Origin of the sequence: Bradyrhizobium sp. 956_D2_N1_4 (assembly GCF_052076025.1) — a bacterium.
Taxonomy (GTDB): Bacteria; Pseudomonadota; Alphaproteobacteria; order Rhizobiales; family Xanthobacteraceae; genus Bradyrhizobium; species Bradyrhizobium barranii.
Genome location: NZ_CP197237.1, coordinates 4,819,662 through 4,843,968 on the forward strand (window position 1 = coordinate 4,819,662; position 24,307 = coordinate 4,843,968).

Here is a 24,307-nt window from a genome sequence, read left to right on the forward strand (position 1 = left end):
CGATATCCGGTCAGCGCGGTCAGCGAATCAGAAACCCCGATGTGTGGCTGGCGACCAGCGCCGCGAACACATCCTGCGCATCGCTCACTTCGTGGGCGAGCGTCGGGAAGAAATCAGCCGTATCCGGCGGGCTTGCGGTTCCGGGGTGAGACGGCGCGGGAAATTCCGCTCCACCCGCTTGAGTGCCCACGTGATCGCCAGCCGGACCCAGATCCTGGAGCTTCTGGAACACAAATGAATCCGCTGTCTCCGTCGCAATCTGCGAGATCGTACTCGGCTGAATTCCCTGTCCCGATGCTTTGACACCGATCACGCCATCGCCGTTGAGATCCTGATGGAAGCTGGTCTCGATCGACTGCAGTGCCGCATCCGAACCCGTTGTCGGCATGACCGCATTGGACACGTAGGTGCCCTGGCTGTCGGCATTCCAGACCGCATACTGATCGGAGCCGTTTATCTTCCAGGCGACGAGATAGCCGCTGCCCGACTGCTCTCCACCGATCGCACGCCAGGCTCCCGCATCACTCGATGCGATCATCTGCGTCGCCCCGTAGGTTACGGTGGGCCCGCTGGACGTACCGTTGGCGAACAACGAGTAATGGGTCCCCACGACAGCGAGGGTCGTCGATCCCTGGGATTCGATCACGGTCGCGGTCACGGCAGGAACGCCGATCACACCGTCGCCGTTGAGGTCCTGATGGAAACTGGTCTCGATCGACTGCAGCGCCACATCTGAACCCGTCGTCGACATGACCGCATTGGACACATAGGTGCCATGGCTGTCTGCGTTCCAGACCGCATACTGGTCGGAGCCGTTCACTTTCCAGGCGATCAGGTAGCCGCTGCCCGACTGCTCCGCACCGATCGCACGCCAGGCTCCCGCATCACTCGATGCGATCATCTGCGTCGTCCCGTAGGTTACTGTGGGCCCGCTGGACGTACCGTTGGCGAACAATGAGTAATGGGTCCCCACGACAGCGAGGGTGGTCGATCCATAGGATTCGATCACGCTCGCGGTCACGGTCGCGGCAGGAACGCCGATCACGCCATCGCCGTTGAGGTCCTGATGGAAGGTGGTCTCGATCGACTGCAGCGCTACATCTGAACCCGTTGTCGACATGACCGCATTGGACACATAGGTGCCATGGCTGTCTGCGTTCCAGACCGCATACTGGTCGGAGCCGTTCATCTTCCAGGCGACGAGGTAGCCGCTGCCCGACTGCTCTCCACCAATCGCACGCCAGGCTCCCGCATCACTCGACGCAATCATCGGCGTCGTCCCATAGGTTACGGTGGGCCCGCTGGACGTGCCGTTGGCGAACAACGAGTAATGGGTCCCCACGACAGCGAGGCTGGTCGATCCGTAGGATTCGATCACGGTCGCGGTCACGGCAGGAACGCCGATCACACCGTCGCCGTTCAGGTCCTGATGGAAGCTGGTCTCGATCGACTGCAGCGCCACATCCGAACCCGTCGTCGGCATCACCGCATTGGACACATAGATGCCCTGGCTGTCAGCATTCCAGACCGCATATTGGTCGGAGCCGTTCACCTTCCAGGCGATCAGGTAACCACTGCCCGACTGCTCTGCACCGATCGCACGCCAAACTCCCGCATCGTTCGACGCAATCATCTGCGTGGTCCCATAGGTCACGGTGGGCCCGCTGGACGTGCCGTTGGCGAACAATGAGTAATGGGTCCACACGACAGCGAGGCTGGTCGATCCGTAGGATTCGATCACGGTCGGAACGAGCAGGCTGATCAGCGTGGCGGTCGAGATCGTGTCGTCGGCAAACTGGAAATACTCCACCTCCGACACGGTATCGGTGCCGTCGGGCGTGCCGGACCGCAGATCGGCCACCGTGAAGACCTGCGTGGTCGAGTTGTAGCTGATCCCGTAATTGGCCTTGCCGCCGGAATACACCACGGTGTCGGTTCCGGCGCCGCCGATGATGGTGTCGTTGCCGCCGCCGCCCGTGATGGTGTCGTTCCCCGCGCCACCTTGCAGCACGTTGGCGATGGCGTTTCCAATGATCGAGTCGTTACCGGAGCCGCCGGTGGCGTTGTCGATGTAGGAGCGCGCATCGCCATTGTAGAGATAGGCGTTGTAGACGTTGCCAGCCGCGTAGTGGCCGTTACCGAGATAGGCCAGCTGCGTGGTGGAGAATACCGACGACGCGCCGGGATTGAGATTGATGGTCAGGTTGGTCGTGTAGTTCGACAGGTCGTAGGTATCGACGCCATTGCCGTCCCAGACCGTGTCGTAGATGCGGTTGGCCGAGTTGCCGGTGCCACCGCCCGGCGCGAGTTGCCCGACACCGTTGATGAACTCCTGACCCGTGGTGGGATTCCAGGAGTAGACGGTGTTCCCGCCCTGGGTCGCGTAGTTCGCGCCGTACATCGTCTGGAGCGCGAGGATATCGTTGGCCATATAGGTCTGCGGATATCCGTAAGCCTCGTTGCTGTAGCCGGCGGTCGTCGAGGCGCCGACATAGCTGCGATAGCTCATGATGGTATATTCGCTGTCGTCATGCGCACTCGGCACCGCGACATTGGCGGGGCCGCCGGTCTCCTGGCTGTGCTTGAGACCGAGAGCGTGGCCCAGTTCGTGCATCGCGGTCGTGAACTCGTAGTTGCCGAGCTTGGCCAGCGAGTAATTGTATTGGGTCCCGAACCAGACGTCGCCGCCGGCCGCATAGTCGCCGGGGTAGTAGGCGTAGGAGGTTGCGGGCTTCGACGACCGCGCGATCATGATGTCCGCGCCGTCGGTCCCCGAGTACTGGATGCTGGCGTTGGTGTAGCCGAGGATCAGTCCGATCGCGTAGTTGATCGCCGCCTGCATCGCGCTTGGCGCCGCGGCGAAGCCAGACGATGTCGGCTCACTGTTGCCGCCGTAATAAGGATTGGAGTAGTCGCTGGCCGAGTCGGGAAAGCTATAGGTGATCGTGCCGGTCCACTTGTAGCCCGACAGCAAGCCGTCAATATCGGCGTTGTTGGTGGCACCAACGGTGACAGAATTAGCCAATGGTCTCTCCGGAGCAACGGATCACGCGATTCGCGGACGAAGGCACGTGATTCTAGCTTGAGAGTTATACGTTTGGTTAAAATTCGGCAGCGGCCGCCGGCCCCCTTTCATAAGGCCGTATTAACCATCAAATCAAGTAGCGGTACCGGCCAAGGGCAAGGATTCAGGTCCCGCCTGCGGGTATGATCTGTAGAGGAAATCATGAAACCAGGCCCATTTTCAGTCGGTCTCATCGGGGTCATGGCGGTGTTCGCCGGGCCGGACCGTCTGCCCATCGGAGAACAGCCCGCCATGGTCGGGAAAGCCAATGCAGACGATGGCGGCAAGGCGGGACCCGCCCCCTCCATGCCAATGGCCCGGGATCCCTCCGCGGCGGTGGCGGAGGAATACGAAGCCGCCCGCCGGAAGGGAACCCGCGAGGCGTTCGAGCTCTTCATTGCGCGGCATGGCGATGACCCGCTGGCCGAGCAGGCGCGCGCCGAGCTCACTAGGCTCAGTCCTCGGCCTTGATTGGAAACGCCTGACCGCCGTTCATCGAGTGACTCGGCGGAAGCTCGGGAGGGGATCACTCTGCAAGAGCCGAGCGATCAGGGCTAACAGCCGGCTCTCAGCGACAATCCTCAAGCCGTGTCCATGTTAACCGAGACCGATCCGCGCGTGCTGATAGCCGCGCTCCAGAATGTCCTTCCACCATTCTCGGTTGTCGCAGAACCAGCGAACTGTCTTAATAAGTCCGCTGGTGAAATTCTCTTCTGCGCGCCAGCCGAGTTCGCGCTCGATCTTGCCCACATCCATCGCGTAGCGTCGATCGTGCCCAGGCCGGTCCTTCACGAATGTAACCAGGCTTCGCCGCGGGTCTGAGGCCGGCGCAATCTGGTCCAGCTCGTCGCAGATGCACTCGACCACTTCAAGGTTGCTACGTTCGCTGGACCCACCAACGTTGTAGGTCTCGCCGACCCTGCCCTTCTCAAGCACCAGCGTCAGCGCCTTTGCATGATCTTCGACGTAAAGCCAGTCCCGGACATTCTTGCCGTCGCCATAGACCGGCAGCGACTCGCTTACCAATCCCCTGATGATCATGTGCGGGATCAGTTTTTCGGGAAATTGATAAGGACCGTAGTTGTTGGAGCAATTCGTCAGTAGCGTCGGGAGCTCGTAGGTTTCGCGCCACGCGCGCACCAGATGATCCGATGATGCCTTGCTTGCCGAGTAGGGTGAATTTGGGGCATAGGCTGTCTCTTCAGTGAACACCCCTTCAGCTCCGAGGGAACCGAACACCTCGTCCGTCGAGACATGCAGGAACCGGAAACGTGCCCGATTCGCTGGCTGCAACCTACGCCAATAGCGCAATGCCTCCTGCAAGAGCGTGAAGGTGCCCAGGACATTGGTCCGGACGAATTCGGCAGGTCCATCAATGGAGCGATCGACGTGGCTTTCAGCAGCAAGATTCATGATCGCGTCCGGCTTGTAGAGATCGAACAGCCGGCGCAAGCCGACGCCATCGCAGATACATTGCTTTTCGAAGGCATACCGCGGATGATTCGCTGCTCCCGGAAGCGAAGCGAGATTGGCGGCGTAGGTCAGCTTGTCGATATTGATGACCCGTGCACTGGTATCCGCGAGCAGATGACGAATGACGGCGGAGCCTATGAAGCCCGCACCGCCGGTCACGAAAATAGTCACTCCGTTAAAGCGCATTTAAGTCTTTCTTTTCGGCTGCCGCCTAGCGCTTGAACGAGCGATAGACCGAGAGCAAATACTCTCCATAACTGCTCGCTGCGTTCTTTTGCGCGAGCTTTTCGAACGCTTCGAGTGAGATATAGCCTAGACGCAACGCAATCTCTTCGGGACACGCGATCCGCAATCCCTGTCGCTGCTCCAGGATCTGCACGAAATGGCTCGCTTCGACCAGAGACCCGTGGGTGCCGGTATCCAGCCACGCAACGCCGCGGCCCAGCTGCTGTACGAACAGCTTGCCACGCTCGAGATACACTTTGTTCACGTCGGTGATCTCGAGTTCCCCGCGTTCTGACGGCTTGATCTTGGCGGCGATGTCAACGACATCGTTGTCGTAAAAATAGAGCCCGGTGACCGCCAAATTTGATCTCGGATTTTTTGGTTTCTCTTCGAGAGACAGCGGCCTGCCGGCAGCGTCCAGCTCCACGACGCCATATTGTTCCGGTGTATTGACGGTATAGCCGAATAAAGTCGCACCTTGCTCACGCGAGGCAACCAAACTCAGCATCTCCTGCATACGGTTGCCATAGAAGATGTTGTCTCCCAACACGAGGGCAACAGCGTCCGTGCCGACGAACTCGCGACCGACGATGAAGGCGTCCGCCAGCCCCCGCGGCGTATCCTGCGAAGCGTAGGAGAGGCGCAGCCCGATTTCAGCGCCGTCTCCGAGCAGGCGCCTGAACAAGGGCTGGTCTTCAAGCGTCGTGATAACGAGAATTTCCCGGATGCCCGCCAGCATTAGAGTGGACAAGGGATAGTAGATCATCGGCTTGTCGAAGACAGGCAGGAGCTGCTTAGACACGACAGCGGTAACGGGATACAGTCGCGACCCCCTGCCTCCCGCCAAAATGATGCCTTTCATGTGCCCCCAAAAATTTGTGCGACCTTTCGCACTTGATACTCAATGCTGGGCTCGGTGCAACGTGGTTGTTGTGCCAACCCGACGTTGAAGCGGTGCGGGAACCAGCTAGCTGCTGGAGCGCATTGAAATTTTGTTCGATTTGCCTGATCAGAGAAGTCTCGTACCGCCCGCCTCTGCCCCGGAGCCCCTTAATGCCCTTTCCGCATGCCTCGGAAGCCCTGTCACGCTTCACCGTGCTAGATCTGACCCGGGTCCGGTCCGGGCCCACCTGCGTGCGGCAGCTTGCGGACTGGGGTGCCAATGTCGTCAAGATCGACGCGCTGACCGAGGATTCCGGCGGCGAGCAGCCGGGCGGGCCGCGGCGGGGTTCCGACTTCCAGAACTTGCACCGCAACAAGCGGGCGATGACGCTGAACCTGAAGGACGAGCGCGGGCTCGCCGCGTTCAAGCGCCTCGCCGCCAAGGCCGACGTCGTGGTCGAGAATTTCCGTCCCGACGTGAAGAAGAAGCTCGGCATCGACTATGAGAGCCTGCGCGAGATCAATCCGCGCATCGTCTATGGCAGCATCTCCGGCTTCGGCCAGGACGGGCCCTATCACAAGCGGCCGGGCTTTGATCAGATCGCCCAGGGCATGGGTGGGCTGATGTCGATCACAGGCGCACCGGGCGAAGGGCCGATGCGGGTCGGCATTCCCGTCGCCGACCTCACGGCCGGCTTGTTCTGCGCCATGGGCATCCTCACCGCGCTGCTCGAGCGCGAGGTGTCCGGCAAGGGCCAGTGGGTGCAGACCTCGCTGCTCCAGGCCCAGATCTTCATGCTCGACTTCCAGGCCGCACGCTGGCTGATGGAGAAGGAGGTCGCCAAGCAGGCCGGCAACAATCACCCGACCAGCATCCCGACCGGCGTGTTCAAGACCTCGGACGGCTACATCAACATCGCCACGACCGGCGGGCGGATCTGGGAGCGTTGCGCGCAGGCGATCGGCGCCCCCGAGCTCTTTAGCCATCCCGACTATGCGACCGCGCCCTCACGCTCCAAGAACCGGGACGCGCTCAACGCCGAGCTTGAGGAGCGCACCGTGACCAAGTCGACCGAGACCTGGGTCAGGGAGCTCAACGACGCCGGCGTGCCCTGCGGGCCGATCTACGCCATCGACCAGATGTTCGAGGACGCGCAGGTCAAACATCTCGGCATCGCGCAGGATGTACCGAACGACGAGAACCGCGCAATCCGCCTGGTCGGGCAGCCCGTCACGCTGTCGCGTACGCCGAGCAAGATGGTGGCGCGGCCGCCGGAGTTTGGGGAGCAGACTGATGAGGTGCTGAAGGAGTTCGGGTTCGACCAGGAGGAAATCGCAGGTCTAAAGGCTGCCAAGGTCGTTTGAACTACAAAACGACCAGGAGAGCGTGGATAACGAAGAAGCAGTGGGAGTTCCGCAAGCGTTAGCGCAATGTTTTCTCCCGTGCGGCCCGTAGATCAGCTGACGCCTGCGCAGGGCTGATTACCGGCTCTCGGCTAGGCGGTGGCTCATTGAGGTCTCGAGCTCAGGGTGCACCGGTTTTAACGGTCGCGACCGAGGAAGCCTGATCGGAGCTCACGCAGGACGAGACAACAAGGCTGACCAAAACCGCCTCTGTGATCCGCCCCGACCTCCTTACTTTCTTGGCCATTTGAGAACCATTCATCAGAGTAAGACGTTTGGCACGGGCTCGGTCAGGCAAAGGTGTGTTGAGGTTTCCTTCTGCCGATTCTGTTAATATAGACAAGTTCTCGGATATATCTATTGGCTTGGAAGTAGCCAAATCGACACCGCGGAAAGAGCCACGCCTCAGATTAGCCAAATAGCGTTCATGGTGAGCTCTTCGGATGGCCCCTAAGCTTCATGACCGAATGTCCTGCCCAACATGCGGGTCTGTTTACGAACGTTCAATGCGGTTCGTTCCCTTAGCGGAAGCCGGACAATTCCAATGTCCCGGTTGCGGCGAGGTGTTCGCCCAATGGTACACTCAGTACTTGCCGATTTATACGTTGCTCAAAGCCCCGCTCAAAGCTTGGCACCGCAAAGCCTTTCACGCGCACTCATATTGGAAAGCCCAATCTTGCAGCGATATTCGACGAAATCTTGGACCCTGCACCTAAATGCAGTGATTTCGTTGAGCGGTCGTGGCGGCCTCAATACAAATCAACTTAATACTTCGAGTAGATCGACGTTCGCCTCCCTCCTCAGAGAATGGTCCGCTCTAAAGAACCTATGAGATCAGCGCGAGATGGTGACGCTTAGATACGGCCCCAGGCTAAGCGTTTGGGATGTGGCACTAGCCGGCCTTCTCTCGCTCCAGCTAGTGGGACGAGGACTATGGCTGCTGCGTTCAATCGCCTCGCCGCCAAGGCCGACGTCGTGGTCGAGAATTTCCGTCCCGACGTGAAGAAGAAGCTCGGCATCGACTATGAGAGCCTGCGCGAGATCAATCCGCGCATCGTCTATGGCAGCATCTCCGGCTTCGGCCAGGACGGGCCCTATCACAAGCGGCCGGGCTTTGATCAGATCGCCCAGGGCATGGGTGGGCTGATGTCGATCACAGGCGCACCGGGCGAAGGGCCGATGCGGGTCGGCATTCCCGTCGCCGACCTCACGGCCGGCTTGTTCTGCGCCATGGGCATCCTCACCGCGCTGCTCGAGCGCGAGGTGTCCGGCAAGGGCCAGTGGGTGCAGACCTCGCTGCTCCAGGCCCAGATCTTCATGCTCGACTTCCAGGCCGCACGCTGGCTGATGGAGAAGGAGGTCGCCAAGCAGGCCGGCAACAATCACCCGACCAGCATCCCGACCGGCGTGTTCAAGACCTCGGACGGCTACATCAACATCGCCACGACCGGCGGGCGGATCTGGGAGCGTTGCGCGCAGGCGATCGGCGCCCCCGAGCTCTTTAGCCATCCCGACTATGCGACCGCGCCCTCACGCTCCAAGAACCGGGACGCGCTCAACGCCGAGCTTGAGGAGCGCACCGTGACCAAGTCGACCGAGACCTGGGTCAGGGAGCTCAACGACGCCGGCGTGCCCTGCGGGCCGATCTACGCCATCGACCAGATGTTCGAGGACGCGCAGGTCAAACATCTCGGCATCGCGCAGGATGTATCGAACGACGAGAACCGCGCAATCCGCCTGGTCGGGCAGCCCGTCACGCTGTCGCGTACGCCGAGCAAGATGGTGGCGCGGCCGCCGGAGTTTGGGGAGCAGACGAGCGAAGTGCTCGCCGAGTTCGGCTTCGCCCCTGACGAAACTGCCGAACTGAGACGAGCGAAGGTCGTTTGACGTCGTGCAGCGCTAACGCGCACGGCCCGCTAGGGCCTGCGCACGGCTCGGGGATCGTCTCGCGGGCCTGCCTGAAGCGATCTGCCAAGGCGATCTCGGGCCGAAGAATATCATGCTCCAGGGGAGCAGAACCGCGGGTCATCGTTGTCGTCCAACTCAAATCGTACCTGGCGGTCTGCTCCGGCGCGCATCTGAAGCGGTGCCGAGCTCATGCCTGCATCACCCGGATTCCCGAGCTGCCGCGCTAGGTTGCCTTCTCGCCTAATCTGCGAACCGGCCTTCCTGCCAGCAATGATCCGTTGATTTATATCGCTCTACGATATATTTCCGGCGCCGGCCGATGTGATCGGCGCCGCTTCATCATCCTCACAATCGCATTATCCCGATCGGACCAAGATGCCCCGCCCCATCCCCGCCAATTCACTGCCGCGCCTCGGCGACTTCACGACAGACCGGCGCGTTCTCATGCTGGTCGCCATGGCTGTCTTCGTCGGCGCGGGTGGCTCCGGTACGGCGTGGCTGTTGCTGCGCGCCATCGCGCTCGTCACCAATGCCGTGTGGCTGCACACGCTGAGCACGCAGACCCTCTCGACAGCCAATCTGAAACCCGACGCCTGGATGGTTGCGGCCCCGGCCATTGGCGGCCTCGTCATCGGCCTAATGGCGCGCTTCGGGTCCGAAAAAATTCGCGGCCACGGCATTCCCGAGGCGATCGAGGAGATCCTGATCGGCGGCAGCCGCTTGCAACCTAAAGTTGCCGTCCTCAAGCCGCTGTCGTCGGCGATCTCGATCGGCACCGGTGGGCCGTTCGGCGCAGAGGGCCCGATCATCATGACCGGCGGTGCGGTGGGCTCTCTCTTCGCGCAATGCTTCCATCTCAGCGCGGCCGAGCGCAAGGCGTTGCTGGTGGCCGGTTCCGCCGCGGGAATGACGGCCATCTTCGGAACACCGATCGCCGCCGTCATGCTCGCCGTCGAGCTTCTCCTGTTCGAGCTGAAGCCGCGCAGCCTGATCCCCGTGATCGCCGCCTGCGTGGTCTCGTCGTCGCTGCGCCCCTGGCTGATCGGCAGCGGCGCACTGTTTCCGGTTGCCGGCCAGCTCGATCTGCCCTGGTGGGGGCCGCTTGCCTGCGTGGGCGTCGGCGTGGTCGCAGGACTGCAATCGGGATTGCTGACCACACTGCTATACAAGGCCGAGGATTTTTTCAGTCACCTGCCGATCCACTGGATGTGGTGGCCAGCGATCGGCGGACTGTTCGTCGGCGCCGGCGGCTTGATCGAACCGCGGGCGCTCGGTGTCGGCTACGACATCATCGGCGACCTGCTCAACGACAACATCGTGGTATCGGCCGCGGTGCTGATCCTGCTGGTAAAGTCCGCGACTTGGATCGTCGCCCTGGCGTCGGGCACATCCGGGGGCGTCCTCGCGCCGCTTCTCATTTTCGGCGGCTGCGTCGGCTGGCTCGAAGGACAATTGCTGCCGGGGTCGCATGGGGCCTGGGCGCTCGTCGGCATGGCCGCGATGATGGGTGGCACCATGCGCTCGCCGCTGACCGGTATCCTGTTCGCCGTCGAACTGACCGGCGACTTTCCGCTGCTCGGATCGCTTCTGATTGCCACGAGCGCCTCCTATGCGCTCACCGTATTGCTGCTCAAGCGCTCGATCCTCACGGAGAAAATCGCGCGGCGCGGCCAGCACGTGGTGCGAGAATACGGCATCGATCCCTTCGAACTGCTCCGCGTCAACGAAGTGATGGTGACGGACGTCGATACGCTGCCGGCAACGATGACGGTCGGCGAAGCGGTGACGTTCTTCTCCGGGAACGGGCGGCGTCACAAGTCCTATCCGCTGATCGATGCGGACGGTCAGGTCTCGGGTCTCGTCGGCCGCTCGGACGTCCTGCGCTGGCGAGCGGAAAGCGCCGACGGTCGCGACACCCTGTTCGACTGCGCCTCGGACCGCTCGCTCACACTCGGTTATCACGACGAACCGGCGTCACATCTTGCGGATCGGATGGTTCTGGCCGACGTCGGGCGCGTGCCGATCGTCGAACGCGCGAGCGGGCATCTCGTCGGCCTGGTTGCCCGCAAGGATCTCCTGCGCATTCGCGCCACCGCAAGATCCGTCGAGAAGCAGCGCTCGGCCTTCTTCGGCCTTGGCCGCCGCAGCCCGTCAGAACAGGTGACCACCCTTGACGACGCGCGGCTTTAGACAGCGGATTCGTCTCGCCGACGATCTGCGCCTACGACCCTCTTTGCTAGTTCGACGCGGGGTTCGCCCGCCCCGTCCATCCGGCGCGCCCAAGAAGACCGTCGATCACCGGCCAATGTAGCAACAGGATGGCCAGCGTCGTGATCGGGCCGACCAGACCGTTCGACCAGAACACCTTGAGGTTGCCGCCGGACCCGATCATCGACAGGTGGAAGGCATCCTCGGCGCGGTTGCCGAGCACGAAGACTAGGGAGGCGGGCGTCGTCTGAGTCCGCTCACGACAGGGGCAGTCTCGCATTGGGTAAAACGTTGGATGCCTGTCCGTTCGGGGCCGCCGGGCCCGACCGGATAAGCCTTATTGCCCCCCATCCCGGCTTTCACGAAAAAAGAGTCTCCGTTCCGGCCGTTCCTAGTTGTTCATGCAAGGCTGCTTTAACCACAGGTGCTCTAGATTTCAGCCCATTCAAAGCGGAATGAACCCAATGGCGATCGATTCCCGGACGGTTAGCTACAGCATCATTGTCCCGGTCTTCAATGAGGAGGCCGTTCTCCCGATATTGCTGCGCCGGCTCGACCTGCTGCTGACCCGGCTCAACGGGCCGGCGGAGGTCATTATCGTCGACGATGGCAGCAGCGATTCCGGCACCATCGTGCTGGAAGCACTCGTCAAACGCGATCCGCGCTATCGCTTGATCGGCCTGTCGCGCAATTTCGGCCACCAAGTCGCTATTACCGCCGGCATGGACGCGGCGCAGGGCCAAGCGATTGTGGTTATGGATGCCGATCTGCAGGACCCGCCTGAGGTCGTGGAGCAACTCATCGCCAAATGGGAAGAAGGTTACGAAGTCGTCTATGCGCGGCGCCTGTCGCGCGCTGGCGAAAGCCGGTTTAAGCGCTCGACGGCCCATCTGTTCTACCGGATACTCGGGCGCATGACCTCGGTTCGGATTCCGGCCGACGTCGGTGACTTCCGCCTGATCGATCGCAAGGTGCTCGACGCGCTGCGCCAGATGCCGGAGCGGGACCGCTTCGTGCGCGGCATGATCGCCTGGCTCGGCTTCCGGCAGACTGAAGTGACCTTCCATCGCCTTGAGCGCGCGGCCGGCGAAACAAAATATCCTCTGCTCAAGATGACCCGTCTTGCGTTGGCTGCAGCGCTCGGCTTTTCCGATGTGCCCTTACGCCTGGCAATCTGGTGTGGGCTCGTGGTGTCGTGCCTGGCCCTCCTCTACGGCGGCTGGGTGCTTGTGCTGTGGATGAGCAAGGACAGCCACCTGATTGCCGGCTGGTCCTCGACCATGGTCGTCATATCGCTCCTATCCGGACTTAACATGCTCATGACGGGCATCGTCGGGCTCTACATCGGCCGCATTCATGCCGAGGTGAAACACCGTCCACTCTACGTCGTGCAGAAGCGGTTGGGCTTCGATCGCGCCCAGGCTGCGCCGGCGAGCGCCGCAGCTCACGCCATGCACGAATAGTGAGCCCACATGAGCGAGCTCTTCGACCAGTACCGCAGCAATTACCGGGACGTCGTCCAATCATCGATCGACTTCTCGGGCCTGCCCCACAGCTTCTTCATGCGCTCCAAAGCCGACCTCCTACGCGACCTGACCGCGCGGCGTCTCGGATCGGCAAGACCCGCGATGCTCGACGTCGGTTGCGGCGTCGGCAGCTTTCATCCGTTGCTGCGCGGCATGGTCGGCAGCCTGACCGGCATCGATGTTTCATCGGAGAGTATCGAACAGGCGCGCGCCGACAATCCCGGCGGCGAGTACCGCGCCTTCGACGGCAGGAGCTTTCCCTTCGACGACGACAGTTTCGATATCGTGACTGCGATTTGCGTGCTGCACCACGTCGCGCCTGCCCAATGGACCAACTTCATCAATGAGATGCGGCGCGTGGCGCGCCCGGGGGGCCTTATCTGCATCATCGAGCACAATCCCCTCAATCCGCTTACCCGCCTTGCCGTTGCGCGCTGCGAATTCGATCGCGACGCCGTGTTGCTCAGCGCTCGCAAGGCACGGAGATTGATGGCGGCTAGCGGTTTGCAGAAGATCGGCGCGCATCATTTCCTACTGTTGCCCTGGGAGGCAGAGCCGGCACGCCGCGTCGAGGGCGCCTTGAGGCGTATTCCGCTCGGCGCCCAATACGCCGCCTTTGGTACCGCCTGAACTATTTCTACAACACATCCAACCGCCGATGGGCGACCGCCACATTGTCGCTGAAGATGCATTGCCAGTCCGGCGGGCAGTGGAGCAGCGCCCCCCCCGGCGTGTCCAGCTCAAGCAGTGTCGCATCAAGCTTGTATTCGTCGAGCAGCTTGAGAAAATCGCGCCTGATGGGGCCAAATAGACGCGCCCAGAAGGCAATCACTACAAGAGCCAGCGCTCCAATTCCTAGTAGCAGAAGAACGACTTCCAGCATGACGAATCAAGCTCCGTCCGCGAATAGGATATTCGTCGCGAAAGCCGGGATTAACCAAACGTCTTCCTGCACGGGACAGGGATCGGCGGCGCTCTCAGTAAGGACCTCGCCGGCTTCTGAGCTGTAGTTCCAGATTTTCATAGCGAGTTCTCAGTATTTGATCCACGCAAGCAGCGCGATATTGCGCGGCCGCGCCTCGGAGCCGCCGAGCCCGCCGTTAATGCCACCGCTTGCGCCGGTAGTCGGCGACTGCGCGACAGCCGTGGCGCCACCAGGCGAATTGTAGAAGTGAGACGGTGCGCAACTTGGTATCGGCGCCGAAGGGGCGGTCATGAGTTGCTCGATTAGAGGTTGCGAACTAGATCGTCGCCCCGCTGGGGGAATCTAATGATCCATCGGTTTGTTGCGCCCGGCTGCCGTTCGCTGTCCGTTCTCGCTCAACGCGTCAATCGGAGGATGGACCGGGAATGGAAATATTAACCTGACCTCTTCAACTTGAGCCAGACGGGGGCGAAACCAATGACGCTCGGCGCACGCTCAGGCGGCGAACCATCTCCGGGGTGACGGCAAATGATCGATAGTAATGATGACTATTCGCGAAGGTTTCAGGAAATAAGGCCATTTCTCGTAAATGACGAAGGTCTCAGATACGCGGACTTCATCAAGACGCTGACGCCCAACTATACGAGGCTCTATCTGGATATTGCGCTCGGCTACTTTGCGCTGGTTGTTACTTTTGCGTTTGTCCGCGCCGTGCCCGTGGAAACGGACTATGGACTGCTATTTACTGTGTTTGCTGGTGCAATCTCTATTGGCTTCTGGATCGCCTACCTGCAACTGTTCCTTCATGAAGGCGCTCACTTCAATTTCGCCCCTGATAGAGGACAAAGTGATTTTCTATGCAACATTCTGGTTGCTTGGATGATAGGCACATCTGTTCAGCAGTACCGCATCACCCATTTTCAGCATCATCGCGCGCTCGGCAAAATCGACGACAGCGAATCGACTTATTTCTCCTCGCTTAATCTGGCATTTCTGATCAAGGCTCTGTTTGGCGTCCGAGTGATGGAAGTGCTGCGGTCGCGCACCGAACTCGAAGCTAAAGCCAAGAGGGTCGATCGAGGCACATGGGTCAGGCCCATGGGTCTCCTTGCGCACATTGCAATCGTCACGATTTCCTTCTTTTCTCGCGAGCTACTTTTTTGCGCCGCGTGGGTCCTGGGGACCGTGATGTTTTTCCCCCTCTTCGGCGCTCTTCGCCAGTTGCTGGAACATAGAGACCCCTCTGCGGATCCATGTGTCGATTACAATGAGCATGATCATGGCGCCTATACGAGGATATTTGGACCCGGCATATTCGCTTCGGTATTCGGAGCCGCGGGATTCAATCGCCACCTACTGCACCACTGGGAGCCGCAGGTTTCCTATACCAACTTGCATGAAATGGAGGCATATCTCCTCAAGACGGAGTTAGCATCGGTTATCGAGCAGCGTCGCTCCACATATTTGAAAACGTTCCTCAGTCTCTTCAGGTTCACATGACCAAAATAACGTGCCCGATTTGTGCCGATGGTTCTGTGCGTCATTTCGCGAAAGCCAACGACGTTGAGTATTTTACATCCGGCAGGCTCTTCGATTTCTACCGCTGTGACAGCTGCGATATTCTGTTCATTTACCCGATGCTGTCGGATCGGCTGAATGAAATCTATCCATCCAACTATTATTCGTTTCACGCCAATGCAGCCGATACCTTGGCACTACGCTTCAAGAAGCGTCTTGACGACAGGGCTTTCCAAGCAATCACCAAACAACTCAATGGAGAACGCCTGTCTGCATTAGACGTTGGAGGCGGAATCGGTTGGCTCCTCGACGGGCTGAAGAGAGCCGATTCCAGAATTGCTGATACAACGGTAGTAGACATTGATGCTGGAGCGGCCGATGTCGCCCGCGCCAAAGGTCACAACTTTCACCTCACGCCTATTGAAGGCTTCGAGACTGAAAAAACGTTTGACTTGATCTTGATGCTAAACCTGATCGAGCACGTTCCAGATCCGATCCAGATACTGAAAAAGGCAAAGAGCCTGCTTTCTCCTGGTGGTCTCATTTGGATTAAAACGCCCAACTACGACTCGCTAGACGCTCGTATTTTTAGATATCGTTCCTGGGGAGGATATCACACGCCTCGACATTTTGTTCTCTTCACCAAACCTAGCTTCATTCGTCACTGTGAATCCGCGGGCCTCCATGTTTTGAATTGCTCGTATACGCAAGGCGCCCCATTCTGGACCGTAAGCGCCATTAACGAATTAAAGCGCATTGGCCTCGCGGAGGTGTCAGCTGCACGGCCATCGCTGCAGAACAGCCTTACTCCCTTTTTTCATCTGCTTTTTGCGGCGTTCGATTTTGTCAGGATGCCTTTCTCTAAGACGTCGCAGATGAATTGCATCCTCACGGCCCAATCATCCACTTCTGAGACATCATCGGCAACACCGATTTCGAGAGCGAAGTTAGGGTCAAGCAGGATTTCTGGCGGTGCGTGATCACGTCGCTCCAATAGGAATCAGCGCGCGGGCCGGACGGCAATCTGAATCCCGGTTCCATTGAATGCCATGGCTGAGAAGACTCCCGACGCTGCCTAGAAGAGCTGCGAGATCTGCGGGCAAGATCATCCGTTTGGCGAGAATTCTCCGACCTCTCTCAGCCATTACCCCACGCAAAGACCTGCGCTCAGGACGTGCCGAACGACGAGGACCGCCACATTCGACTGGTCGGCCAACCCGTCACGCTGTCGCGCACGCCGAGCAAGATGGTGGCGCGGCCGCCGGAATTCGGCGAGCAGACCGACGAGATCTTGAAGGAGTTCGGCCTCAGTGCAGACGAGATCGCGACGCTCCGGAACGCCAAGGTGGTGTGAAAGAACGGCCGCGTCGCGACAGCCGGCCTTTCGGGTCCGGGCCGCCGCGGTGATCACCATCGGCCGCGCATTGACGGCTTAAGCAACCATCTAGATCTTACGCAAACCGTCGAAGCGCGTGCCGACATAGCGGAGAAAGGTCGTTGTTGGACAGGTCGACCGATCCGCCGACTTGCTTGATGCCGATCGTGTTGAAGGAAATCGTCGTGGCGTCAATGTTGATGCCACCGCCCGAGATGGCAATGCCGGCAACCGAGTTGCTTGACACGACCGAATTGATGAGGTGAACGGCGGCGCCGGCACCCACGCCGATACCGCTGGCCGCGTTGATCACCTTGACGTTGCTGAGCGTCGCCTTGATCAAGCCCGCAGCCGCGCTTGCAATCGCAAAGCCGCTGCCTCCCATATCCCGTGGTGTTCACGACGTTCGGCGCTCCAGTTTCCAATCCGCTTGGGTCAAGCGGCAGGCTTCGTCTGCCGCGGCCATCCGACGCAGCGCAGCAAGCGGTCGATCACAGGCCAAAACAACAGCGCGATCGCCAAGGTTGTGATCGAGCCGACCAGGCCATTCGACCAGAACACCTTGAGGTTGCCACCGGAGCCGATCATCGACAGGCGGAAGGCATCCTCGGCGCGGTTGCCGAGCACGAGCGCCAGGGTGAACGGCGCGAGCGGGATGCCGATCTTCTTGAAGACGTAGCCGACGACGCCGAAGCCCAGCATCAGCCAGATGTCGAACATCGCGTTCTGGATCGCATAGGCGCCGATCGCGCAGGACACCACGATCATCGGCGCCACCGCGGCGAACGGCACCCGCAGGATCGAGGCGAAGATTGGCACCGTCGTCAGCACTAGCACGAGACCGACGACATTGCCGAGATACATCGAGGCGATCAGGCCCCAGACGAAGTCCTTGTGTTCCACGAACAGCAGCGGACCCGGATTGAGTCCCCACACCATCAATCCGCCGAGCAGGATCGCGGCCGTGCCGGAACCGGGAATACCGAGCGCCAGCATCGGCAGCAGCGCCGAGGTGCCGGAGGCATGCGCCGCCGTCTCCGGTGCGAACACGCCCTCGATGCGGCCCTTGCCAAAGCTCTCGGGATCCTTGGCGAAGCGTTTTGCGAGGTTGTAACCCATGAAGGAGGCCGCGATCGCGCCGCCCGGGGTGATGCCGAGCCAGCAGCCGATGAAGGAGGAACGCAGCAGCGTCGCCCAGTATTTCGGCAGGTCCTTCCAGACGCTCAGCACGACACGGAGCGAAATGGTCGCCGCGTGTCCGCGCAGCGCCAGCCGCTCCTCCATCGTCAGCAGGATCTCGCTGATGCCGAACAGGCCGATGACGGCAACGAGGAAGTTAATGCCGCGCAAGAGCTCTGACGAGCCAAAGGTCATGCGCAACTGGCCGGACACGGTATCCATGCCGACGCCCGCAAGCAGGAGCCCCAGCGACATCGAGATGACCGTCTTGTGCTTGGCCTCGCGCCCCAATCCGACAAAGGAGCAGAAGGTCAGCAGATAAACTGCGAAGAACTCGGGCGGGCCGAACTTCAACGCAAAGGAGGAGATCATCGGCGCGAGAAAGGTGATCAGCAGCACCGCGACCAGCGAGCCGATGAAGGACGACGTGAACGCCGCGGTCAGCGCCTCCGCCGCCCTGCCCTGCTGCGCCATTGGATAGCCGTCGAACGTGGTCGCGACCGACCATGCCTCGCCGGGGATGTTGAACAGGATCGAGGTGATGGCGCCGCCGAACAGCGCGCCCCAGTAGATGCAGGACAGCATCACGATCGCCGAGGTTGGATCCATCGTGAAGGTGAGCGGCAGCAGGATCGCAACGCCGTTGGGGCCGCCGAGCCCGGGCAGCACGCCGACGAAGATGCCGAGCACCAGCCCGACCATCATCAGCACGAGCGTCTTCCACGTCAGCAAGACGGCGAAGCCATGAAGCAAGAGACCGAAAGCTTCCATCGTGAGCGCCTAGTAGCCGAAGGCCGCTTCGAGCGGCCCTTTCGGCATGATGACGTCGAAGGCGATGTCGAAGGTGACGAACATGATCGCCGTGAACAGGAAGGCCGTGAGCAGCGACTTCCACAGCGCGATCTTGCCGACGAGCCGCATGAATCCCGCGATCAGGAGGAAGCTCGCGACGTAGAGGCCGAGGAACTGCATCACCAGGCAGAACAGCAGCGTCGGCACGAACACCGCCATCACTCGGCGCGCTTGCGCACGCGTGACGAAGCTCTCGGATGCCGCGCGGTGCGCCACGAAGGCCGCAATCAGGCCATAGAGGCTGCCGCCACCGAGGATGACGGAGAGATAGAACGGGAAATAGCCGGGCTCCGGCCCGGTCGAATCCCAGGAGGCGCCGGTGCGCCAATTGTCATAGCCGAGCGTTGCGGCCAACGCGAGCAACAGCAGGCAGACGAATATCTCGATCGTGCCGGAGGAGACGACGGAGGGTGAGTCGTCTTCAGGCGCGGTCGGATCGTCGACGACGATTTCAAGATCGGTTTGGGACATGGGCTGCTTTGCAAAAGCCGGGAGTGATGTCACCTCGCCCCGCTTGCGGGGAGAGGCAGAGGCCGCGTCCGCGGCCGTTTTCTGGAACGCCGAAGCGCTGGGTGAGGGAGACTCTCCGCGAGTCCGTCTGCCACTCTCTTCGGGGGAGGGAGCCCCTCACCCCTGCCCTCTCCCCGTAAGAACGGGGGGAGGGAGAAGAGAGACGGCTACTTCGCGACGAATCCGGCTTCCGTCATCAGCGACTTGTTGGTGGCGTCGTCCTCCTCGAGGAATTGCACCATGTCCCTGCCGGTGAGGAAGATCGGCTTCAGCGCCTGCTTTTCCATGTAGTCCTTGTATTCCGCGGTCTGCGTCACCTTGTGGAACAGATCGACATAGAACGCCTGCTGCTCCGGTGTGACCTTGCCGGGCAGGAACATCGCGCGCAGCATCAGATACTGGACGTCGACGCCCTCCTCCTTGCAGGTCGGGATGTCGGCCCAGGATTGCGTGTCCGTCACCTTGCTGGTGTAGGAGATGCGCTCCTTGTCGAACACGCAGAGCGGGCGCACCTGGCCGGCACGCCAGACTTCGAGATTTTCGCTCGGGTTGTTGACGTTGGATTCGGTGTGGTTGCCGACGAGCTGGGTCGCGGCCTCGCCGCCGGATTTGTAGGGCAGATAGGAGAATTTCGCACCGGTCTTCTGCTCGAGGAAGACGGTCAGCACGTGATCCTCGCGCTTGGAGCCGGTGCCGCCCATCTTGAACGGCGAACTCGCCGCCTTCGCGGCCGCGACGAATTCCTTCACCGTCTTCGGACCTGCGCTATTGTCCCACAGCACGAACTGGTCGAGCGCGATCACCGAGACCGGCGTCAGCTCGCGCCAGTTGAACGGGATCTTCGCCGACAGCGGCAGCATGTAGATCAGCGAATAGGCGATCAGCACCTTGTTCGGGTCGCCTTCGCTGGACTTCATGTACATCAGCGCTTCCGCGCCGGAGGCGCCGCCCTTGAGCGAGACGACGATTGGCTGCTTCATCAGATTGTTCTTCTGGATCGCGGCCTGCATCATCCGCGCCATCTGGTCGGAGGCGCCGCCCGCGCCTGCCGCCACCACGATCTCGACGGGCTTGGTCGGCTCCCAGCCGGCAAAAGCCGGCGCGCCGCAAAGCGTAGCCGCCAGCACGACCGCGGCCTTCATTCCATGTCCCACGTGCGTCTCCCCAAGTTTTCGCCGATGTTCTTGTTCGGATTGGCAATTCGCGAAGCGAATTGCATTGTGCGGGCGAATGCCGGCCAGTTCAAGCCGGCCCGGCGCCGATCCGCTTATGACTTTGGAATGAGATCGATTGCAAGCTCGACCGCCGAAATCTCGGGACTGGAATAGAAGGCGAGCCCCCAAATCAACGTTGCAGTTCGGGTTGCCCCCTACGATCGTTCGGGAATTGCCTGCTGTTTGGCGGTGAGAGATAATTTGTCACAGCTTTGTGCCACAAAGCCCGCGAGATCATCGGCGGATGGGCCAGCACGCGAATGCAACCGATATGATCACTGGTCTCCAGTCGCTTCAGTGAAGAACGGGCGCGTTTCCTCATTTCGCAGATGCCGAGAGCCTATGGCCCATTTCAATCGAAATTCCACCGGAGGAAAATCAGAGGTAGTTCAAAGCAATTTGGTATTCGCTGTTGTCGTATTCGTGTTCGTTGTCGCAAGCCTCATGATCGCGCCGGGCGCGGATGGGCTGTTAGGTGCATACCTCGCCGCCCTGATGCTCGCGATCGCAGCGAACGATGCCCGCCACTACCTCATTCCGAATGAGCTGACGGCGGCGGCGTTCGCGCTCGCTTTGCTCCGCGCCGGCGCATTCGTGCCTGATATCGGCGTCGAGGCTCTGCTTTGGCCCGTGGCCCGCGCGGCCGCCGTGGCGCTGCCGCTCCTGCTCCTGATGACGTTCTATCGGCGCTGGCGTGGCCGCGACGGGTTCGGGCTCGGCGACGTCAAGCTCGCCGCGGTTTGCGGCGCCTGGCTCGATCTCGCGACCGTGGTCGCAGTGATCGAGCTTGCGGCGCTGGCCGCGATCGCCGCCTATCTCGCCAATGCTGCCCTAAGAAAGGAGCGGCTCCGCCGCACGGCCTTCCTGCCTTTCGGGCTTTTCCTCGCCCCCGCAATCTGGGTCGGTTGGCTGGGTGAACGCTGGTACACCAATTGGCTCGGCAGCTGGCCGGGCTAGTCAGGCATGTGGCAGGTGCACCGACCGGTGAAATGCGAAAGCGTGTCGAACACCTGACTGGTGCCAACAGGCCAAAGCCTCCTTCATATTAAGCGATCGCTTGCCGGCTCATCGCGTCGCTATGCGACAATTCCGTCGCATCCAACCATGCCAGCTTGACGCCTGCTGGCCGCACGCCGACAGGCACCAGACGTCGCAGCTCGCTTGTCAGGGCTACGACCCCAACAGCCCAAGGTGGCAGCCGTCGCGACGGCAGCGACTGCCGCTCTGGCAGAATGAACAGCGGAGAATCCAAAGGGGCGCGCCAATGAGGCGCGCCCCTCTGATCTGCTTTCGTTTGCCCGCGCGGACCCGCCCTGGCTTCGTCCTCAGCTTACGCCGCGTGCGAGATGGAAAGCTGTGCCTGGGACTGATCCACCGGATTGGTGATGATCGAACCGCCATGGCCGTCCGCAGCGAGCGCAAAGTCCGCGGCGCTGTATTGACCAAGCAGGTGCAGCGACGCCGTATGAGCGCCGTCGGTGATCGTCAGCGTGCCACCTGTGTTCTCGGCGTTTGCCGCATAGCCAAGCGAGGTGGTTTCGCCGAAGGCGATGTCACCGAGATCGAGCTCCACGCCATCCTGCCAGCCGGCGATCGTCCCGCTGAAGGCCGACGACTGCTCAAGCACCAGCCTCGCAGATCCCCCGCCGAAGGTGACATCGGTGAGCGTTCCGCCGGTGTAGACGTATTCGAGACCGTGTGAGCCGATGGTGGTGCCGCTGGCGCTGCCACCGGCGCCGACATACTGCGTACCGGAGACGATCGTGGTATCGCTCGCCGTGCCCCAGATGTACTGAATACCGCCGTTGATGGTCGTGCCGGTGGCGCTGCCCCAGTCGATCTGCATGCTGCCAGCGTTCAGCGTGGTGCCAATGGCTGTTCCGCTCTCATAGACGCGCTGCTCGCCGCCATCGTTGACGGCGGTGTGCGAAGCCGTGCCGTGGACCATTTGCACGCCGCCGCTGCCGATCACGGTCTGGTCGACCGTGCCGTAGACGGCCTGTAACCCGCCTTGGATGGTGGTGCCGGTCGCCGTGCCACCGCCGTAGATGTCCTGCTCGCCGCCGGCGACGATCAGCGTCGTGCTGGCTGTGCCGCCGGTGCCGATCACTTGCCGGCCGGCGATCGTCGAACCGGTGGCGATGCCATAGACATATTCCAAAGCGCCGTAAGTCACGGCCGTGTGGTGCTCCGTACCCCAGTTGATCTGCATGCTGCCAGCGTTCAGGGTCGTGCCGATGGCCGTTCCACCGGCATAGACGTGCTGCTCTGCGCCATTCCCAATGACGTAATCGGTCGCCGTGCCGTAGATGTATTGATGGCTGCCCGCGCCGAAAGTCCGGCCGCTGGCGGTGCCATACACGTAGTTCGAGACACCGGTGTTGCCGGCCGCGTCAGTGACGACGAGATCGATGGCGGTGTTGAACTGGTCCCAGGACAATTCGGCGCTCCAGGCGCCGTTGCCGTCGACGGTCGCCGTCGTGCTCCAACCGCCGCTTTGCGACGTACCGTCGCGCAGCGTGAGGGTCTGGCCGGCGGCGTCAACGTCGACCGAACCGGCGAGCACCGCGACCCACGGGCTTGTGGACGTCACGGCCGACAGGACCGGCACCGGCTTCACGGTATCGACCGAGAATACCTGCGCCTTGACGTCGGTTCCGTTGGCATCCTGCCAGGTGACGACGAAGCGACCGTCGGCATAGGCGGCGATCGAGGGATGCAACTGATTGGACGCCGTGCTGGTGTTGACCAGCAATTCAGCCCCGACCTTCTGACCATCCGCAGTGAACACCTGCAGCTTGATGCTGCTGCCGCTGGCGTCGCCGCCGGCACCGCTCCAGTCCTGCCAGGCGACGGCGAAATCACCATTGCTGAGCGCCGTCACCGTCGGCGTGAACTGGGAGTTGACCGTCGTGTTGTTGACGCGGAATTCGCTGCCGACCTTGCTGCCATCGGCCGCATAGATCTGCGCCTTAATGCTGCTGCCGCTGCTGTCGCCGCCGGTCTGGCTGAAATCGTACCAGGTCACGACAAAGCCGCCATTGGGCAGGGCCGAGATGGTTGGCTTGAGCTGGTCGGAGGCCGTCGCGGTGTTGACCAGGAATTCGCTGCCGACCTTGCTGCCGTCAGCCGCAAACATCTGCGCCTTAACGCTGGTCGCATCGTCATCGCCGAGCGTTCCGCTGAGATCCTCCCAGGTCACCACGAACCCGCCATTGGCCAGCCCCGTGATGGTTGCGTTGTCCTGGCTGCCGCCGGTCTCGGTATTGACGAGGAATTCCGGGCCGACCTTGCTGCCATCGGCCGCGAACAGCTGCGCCTTGATGCTGGTGCCGTCGTCGTCGCCGCCTTCGCCGCTGTCGTCGGTCCAGGTGACGGCGAAGCCGCCATTGGAAAGACCCGTGACGGTCGGCGCGAACTGCGAATAGGACGTCGAGCTGTTGACGAGGGTTTCCGACCCGACCGGCGTGCCATCGGCCGAAAACACCTGTGCCTTGATGCTGGTGCCCTCGCTGTCGCCGAGCGTCTGGCTGTTGTCGAACCACGTGACGACGAAGCCGCCATTGGAAAGGCCCGTGATCACCGGTGCGAGCTGGCCGTCGGCGGTCTCGGTGTTGACGCGGAATTCCGAACCGACCTTGCTGCCGTCGGCCGCGTAGACCTGCGCCTTGATGCTGGTGCCGCTGGCATCGCCCAGCGTTCCGCTGGCGTCATCCCAAGAGACCACGAAGCCGCCATTGGCGAGCCCCGTGACGGTCGGCGCCTCCTGGCCCCCAGTCGTATTGGTGTTCACGGAGAATTCGGAGCCGACTTTTACAACGGGAGCAGCCATAGTTCTGGATCGCTTTCATTCAAACTGTGCCGGCCACGGATGTCATCCGCTGGCCTATGAGCAAGAGGTTGTGAGAGCGCCCGTATTGCATCGCAATATATCATAATTTTGATAGTATGTTATGTATTGTGTGAATGAAGCGATCATGGGGCCGATTGCATCCGAGGTGTGCAAAACTTCGCGCGACAACGCTCAGACAACGGCGGCGCGAT

At 61.3% G+C, this 24,307-nt stretch carries 18 protein-coding genes and 3 pseudogenes; 10 read left to right on the forward strand and 11 right to left on the reverse strand.

Annotation, left to right across the window (positions count from 1 at the left end):
- Positions 1–19: 19 nt before the first annotated feature.
- The gene (locus AB7535_RS22895; protein ID WP_439036920.1) at positions 20–3,025 is read right to left on the reverse strand and encodes a M10 family metallopeptidase C-terminal domain-containing protein; all 3,006 of its coding nucleotides are present in this window, start codon (positions 3,023–3,025) and stop codon (positions 20–22) included.
- Positions 3,026–3,226: 201 nt separating this feature from the next.
- Between AB7535_RS22895 and AB7535_RS22900 the strand changes: the two genes are divergently transcribed.
- On the forward strand, positions 3,227–3,535 hold the full coding sequence (locus AB7535_RS22900) for a hypothetical protein (RefSeq protein ID WP_439036921.1): 309 nt from the start codon (positions 3,227–3,229) through the stop codon (positions 3,533–3,535).
- Between the two features lie 126 nt (positions 3,536–3,661).
- Here AB7535_RS22900 and rfbB read toward each other — a convergent pair whose 3' ends face one another.
- Positions 3,662–4,723: a dTDP-glucose 4,6-dehydratase gene (gene rfbB / locus AB7535_RS22905; RefSeq protein WP_439036922.1), complete on the reverse strand. Its 1,062-nt coding sequence runs from the start codon at positions 4,721–4,723 to the stop codon at positions 3,662–3,664.
- A 25-nt stretch (positions 4,724–4,748) separates the two neighbouring features.
- Positions 4,749–5,624 (reverse strand): glucose-1-phosphate thymidylyltransferase RfbA, encoded by an 876-nt coding sequence (rfbA, locus tag AB7535_RS22910; protein ID WP_439036923.1) that lies wholly within the window; start codon positions 5,622–5,624, stop codon positions 4,749–4,751.
- 191 nt (positions 5,625–5,815) lie between these two features.
- On the opposite strand from rfbA, the gene AB7535_RS22915 reads away from it, so the two are divergent.
- The 3 genes and pseudogenes from AB7535_RS22915 to AB7535_RS22925 all read left to right on the forward strand — a co-directional run bounded on the left by AB7535_RS22915 (position 5,816) and on the right by AB7535_RS22925 (position 11,146).
- A complete protein-coding gene (locus tag AB7535_RS22915; protein WP_439036924.1) occupies positions 5,816–7,009 on the forward strand; it encodes a CaiB/BaiF CoA transferase family protein in 1,194 nt (397 codons plus the stop codon).
- A 984-nt stretch (positions 7,010–7,993) separates the two neighbouring features.
- Positions 7,994–8,935, forward strand: a pseudogene (locus AB7535_RS22920) (CaiB/BaiF CoA transferase family protein); the annotation flags it as partial.
- Between the two features lie 396 nt (positions 8,936–9,331).
- Positions 9,332–11,146: a chloride channel protein gene (locus AB7535_RS22925; RefSeq protein WP_439036925.1), complete on the forward strand. Its 1,815-nt coding sequence runs from the start codon at positions 9,332–9,334 to the stop codon at positions 11,144–11,146.
- Positions 11,147–11,192: 46 nt separating this feature from the next.
- Here AB7535_RS22925 and AB7535_RS22930 read toward each other — a convergent pair.
- Positions 11,193–11,405, reverse strand: a pseudogene (locus AB7535_RS22930) (tripartite tricarboxylate transporter permease); the annotation flags it as partial.
- Positions 11,406–11,628: 223 nt separating this feature from the next.
- Here AB7535_RS22930 and AB7535_RS22935 point away from each other — a divergent pair.
- Together AB7535_RS22935 and AB7535_RS22940 are read left to right on the forward strand one after the other, a co-directional pair.
- Positions 11,629–12,627 carry a glycosyltransferase family 2 protein gene (locus AB7535_RS22935; protein WP_439036926.1) on the forward strand — a complete coding sequence of 333 codons (999 nt, stop codon included), beginning with the start codon at positions 11,629–11,631 and terminating at the stop codon, positions 12,625–12,627.
- Between the two features lie 9 nt (positions 12,628–12,636).
- Positions 12,637–13,320, forward strand: a complete 684-nt coding sequence (locus tag AB7535_RS22940) for a class I SAM-dependent methyltransferase (RefSeq protein ID WP_212454617.1) — start codon at positions 12,637–12,639, stop codon at positions 13,318–13,320.
- 7 nt (positions 13,321–13,327) lie between these two features.
- Here the strand turns inward: AB7535_RS22940 and AB7535_RS22945 are convergent, their stop codons facing one another.
- Together AB7535_RS22945 and AB7535_RS22950 are read right to left on the reverse strand one after the other, a co-directional pair.
- Positions 13,328–13,573 carry a hypothetical protein gene (locus tag AB7535_RS22945; protein ID WP_439036927.1) on the reverse strand — a complete coding sequence of 82 codons (246 nt, stop codon included), beginning with the start codon at positions 13,571–13,573 and terminating at the stop codon, positions 13,328–13,330.
- A gap of 150 nt (positions 13,574–13,723) precedes the next feature.
- Entirely contained in the window at positions 13,724–13,906 is a 183-nt protein-coding gene (locus tag AB7535_RS22950; protein ID WP_439036928.1) for a hypothetical protein, read from the reverse strand.
- A gap of 237 nt (positions 13,907–14,143) precedes the next feature.
- Between AB7535_RS22950 and AB7535_RS22955 the strand changes: the two genes are divergently transcribed.
- From AB7535_RS22955 to AB7535_RS22965, 3 genes and pseudogenes are all read left to right on the forward strand, one after another.
- The gene (locus AB7535_RS22955) at positions 14,144–15,115 is read left to right on the forward strand and encodes a fatty acid desaturase (protein ID WP_439036929.1); all 972 of its coding nucleotides are present in this window, start codon (positions 14,144–14,146) and stop codon (positions 15,113–15,115) included.
- Entirely contained in the window at positions 15,112–16,113 is a 1,002-nt protein-coding gene (locus AB7535_RS22960) for a class I SAM-dependent methyltransferase (protein WP_439036930.1), read from the forward strand. The genes AB7535_RS22955 and AB7535_RS22960 overlap by 4 nt, the downstream gene beginning before the upstream one ends.
- Before the next feature lie 185 nt (positions 16,114–16,298).
- Positions 16,299–16,487 (forward strand): annotated as a pseudogene (locus tag AB7535_RS22965) (CoA transferase); the annotation flags it as partial.
- 97 nt (positions 16,488–16,584) lie between these two features.
- On the opposite strand, the gene AB7535_RS22970 reads toward AB7535_RS22965, so the two are convergent.
- From AB7535_RS22970 to AB7535_RS22985, 4 genes are all read right to left on the reverse strand, one after another.
- Positions 16,585–16,851 (reverse strand): right-handed parallel beta-helix repeat-containing protein, encoded by a 267-nt coding sequence (locus AB7535_RS22970; RefSeq protein WP_439036931.1) that lies wholly within the window; start codon positions 16,849–16,851, stop codon positions 16,585–16,587.
- A 92-nt stretch (positions 16,852–16,943) separates the two neighbouring features.
- Complete coding sequence (locus AB7535_RS22975) at positions 16,944–18,458, reverse strand: tripartite tricarboxylate transporter permease (RefSeq protein ID WP_439036932.1); 1,515 nt, start codon at positions 18,456–18,458, stop codon at positions 16,944–16,946.
- A gap of 9 nt (positions 18,459–18,467) precedes the next feature.
- Positions 18,468–19,010, reverse strand: coding sequence for a tripartite tricarboxylate transporter TctB family protein (locus AB7535_RS22980; RefSeq protein WP_283017166.1), 543 nt, complete (start codon positions 19,008–19,010; stop codon positions 18,468–18,470).
- Between the two features lie 206 nt (positions 19,011–19,216).
- On the reverse strand, positions 19,217–20,191 hold the full coding sequence (locus AB7535_RS22985; protein ID WP_439037361.1) for a Bug family tripartite tricarboxylate transporter substrate binding protein: 975 nt from the start codon (positions 20,189–20,191) through the stop codon (positions 19,217–19,219).
- Positions 20,192–20,686: 495 nt separating this feature from the next.
- On the opposite strand from AB7535_RS22985, the gene AB7535_RS22990 reads away from it, so the two are divergent.
- The gene (locus AB7535_RS22990; protein WP_439036933.1) at positions 20,687–21,220 is read left to right on the forward strand and encodes a prepilin peptidase; all 534 of its coding nucleotides are present in this window, start codon (positions 20,687–20,689) and stop codon (positions 21,218–21,220) included.
- 373 nt (positions 21,221–21,593) lie between these two features.
- Here the strand turns inward: AB7535_RS22990 and AB7535_RS22995 are convergent, their stop codons facing one another.
- Entirely contained in the window at positions 21,594–24,095 is a 2,502-nt protein-coding gene (locus tag AB7535_RS22995; RefSeq protein WP_439036934.1) for a hypothetical protein, read from the reverse strand.
- Positions 24,096–24,307: the final 212 nt, after the last annotated feature.

What these genes read in the sequence shown, in the direction of transcription:
- AB7535_RS22975 (WP_439036932.1), bottom strand. Translation starts at nt 18,458, where the DNA reads ATGGAAGCTTTCGGTCTCTTGCTTCATGGCTTCGCCGTCTTGCTGACG.
- AB7535_RS22960 (WP_439036930.1), top strand. Translation starts at nt 15,112, where the DNA reads ATGACCAAAATAACGTGCCCGATTTGTGCCGATGGTTCTGTGCGTCAT.
- AB7535_RS22955 (WP_439036929.1), top strand. Translation starts at nt 14,144, where the DNA reads ATGATCGATAGTAATGATGACTATTCGCGAAGGTTTCAGGAAATAAGG.
- AB7535_RS22915 (WP_439036924.1), top strand. Translation starts at nt 5,816, where the DNA reads ATGCCCTTTCCGCATGCCTCGGAAGCCCTGTCACGCTTCACCGTGCTA.
- AB7535_RS22925 (WP_439036925.1), top strand. Translation starts at nt 9,332, where the DNA reads ATGCCCCGCCCCATCCCCGCCAATTCACTGCCGCGCCTCGGCGACTTC.
- AB7535_RS22995 (WP_439036934.1), bottom strand. Translation starts at nt 24,095, where the DNA reads ATGGCTGCTCCCGTTGTAAAAGTCGGCTCCGAATTCTCCGTGAACACC.
- AB7535_RS22945 (WP_439036927.1), bottom strand. Translation starts at nt 13,573, where the DNA reads ATGCTGGAAGTCGTTCTTCTGCTACTAGGAATTGGAGCGCTGGCTCTT.
- AB7535_RS22985 (WP_439037361.1), bottom strand. Translation starts at nt 20,191, where the DNA reads ATGAAGGCCGCGGTCGTGCTGGCGGCTACGCTTTGCGGCGCGCCGGCT.
- AB7535_RS22950 (WP_439036928.1), bottom strand. Translation starts at nt 13,906, where the DNA reads ATGACCGCCCCTTCGGCGCCGATACCAAGTTGCGCACCGTCTCACTTC.
- rfbA (WP_439036923.1), bottom strand. Translation starts at nt 5,624, where the DNA reads ATGAAAGGCATCATTTTGGCGGGAGGCAGGGGGTCGCGACTGTATCCC.
- AB7535_RS22935 (WP_439036926.1), top strand. Translation starts at nt 11,629, where the DNA reads ATGGCGATCGATTCCCGGACGGTTAGCTACAGCATCATTGTCCCGGTC.
- AB7535_RS22900 (WP_439036921.1), top strand. Translation starts at nt 3,227, where the DNA reads ATGAAACCAGGCCCATTTTCAGTCGGTCTCATCGGGGTCATGGCGGTG.
- AB7535_RS22980 (WP_283017166.1), bottom strand. Translation starts at nt 19,010, where the DNA reads ATGTCCCAAACCGATCTTGAAATCGTCGTCGACGATCCGACCGCGCCT.
- rfbB (WP_439036922.1), bottom strand. Translation starts at nt 4,723, where the DNA reads ATGCGCTTTAACGGAGTGACTATTTTCGTGACCGGCGGTGCGGGCTTC.
- AB7535_RS22940 (WP_212454617.1), top strand. Translation starts at nt 12,637, where the DNA reads ATGAGCGAGCTCTTCGACCAGTACCGCAGCAATTACCGGGACGTCGTC.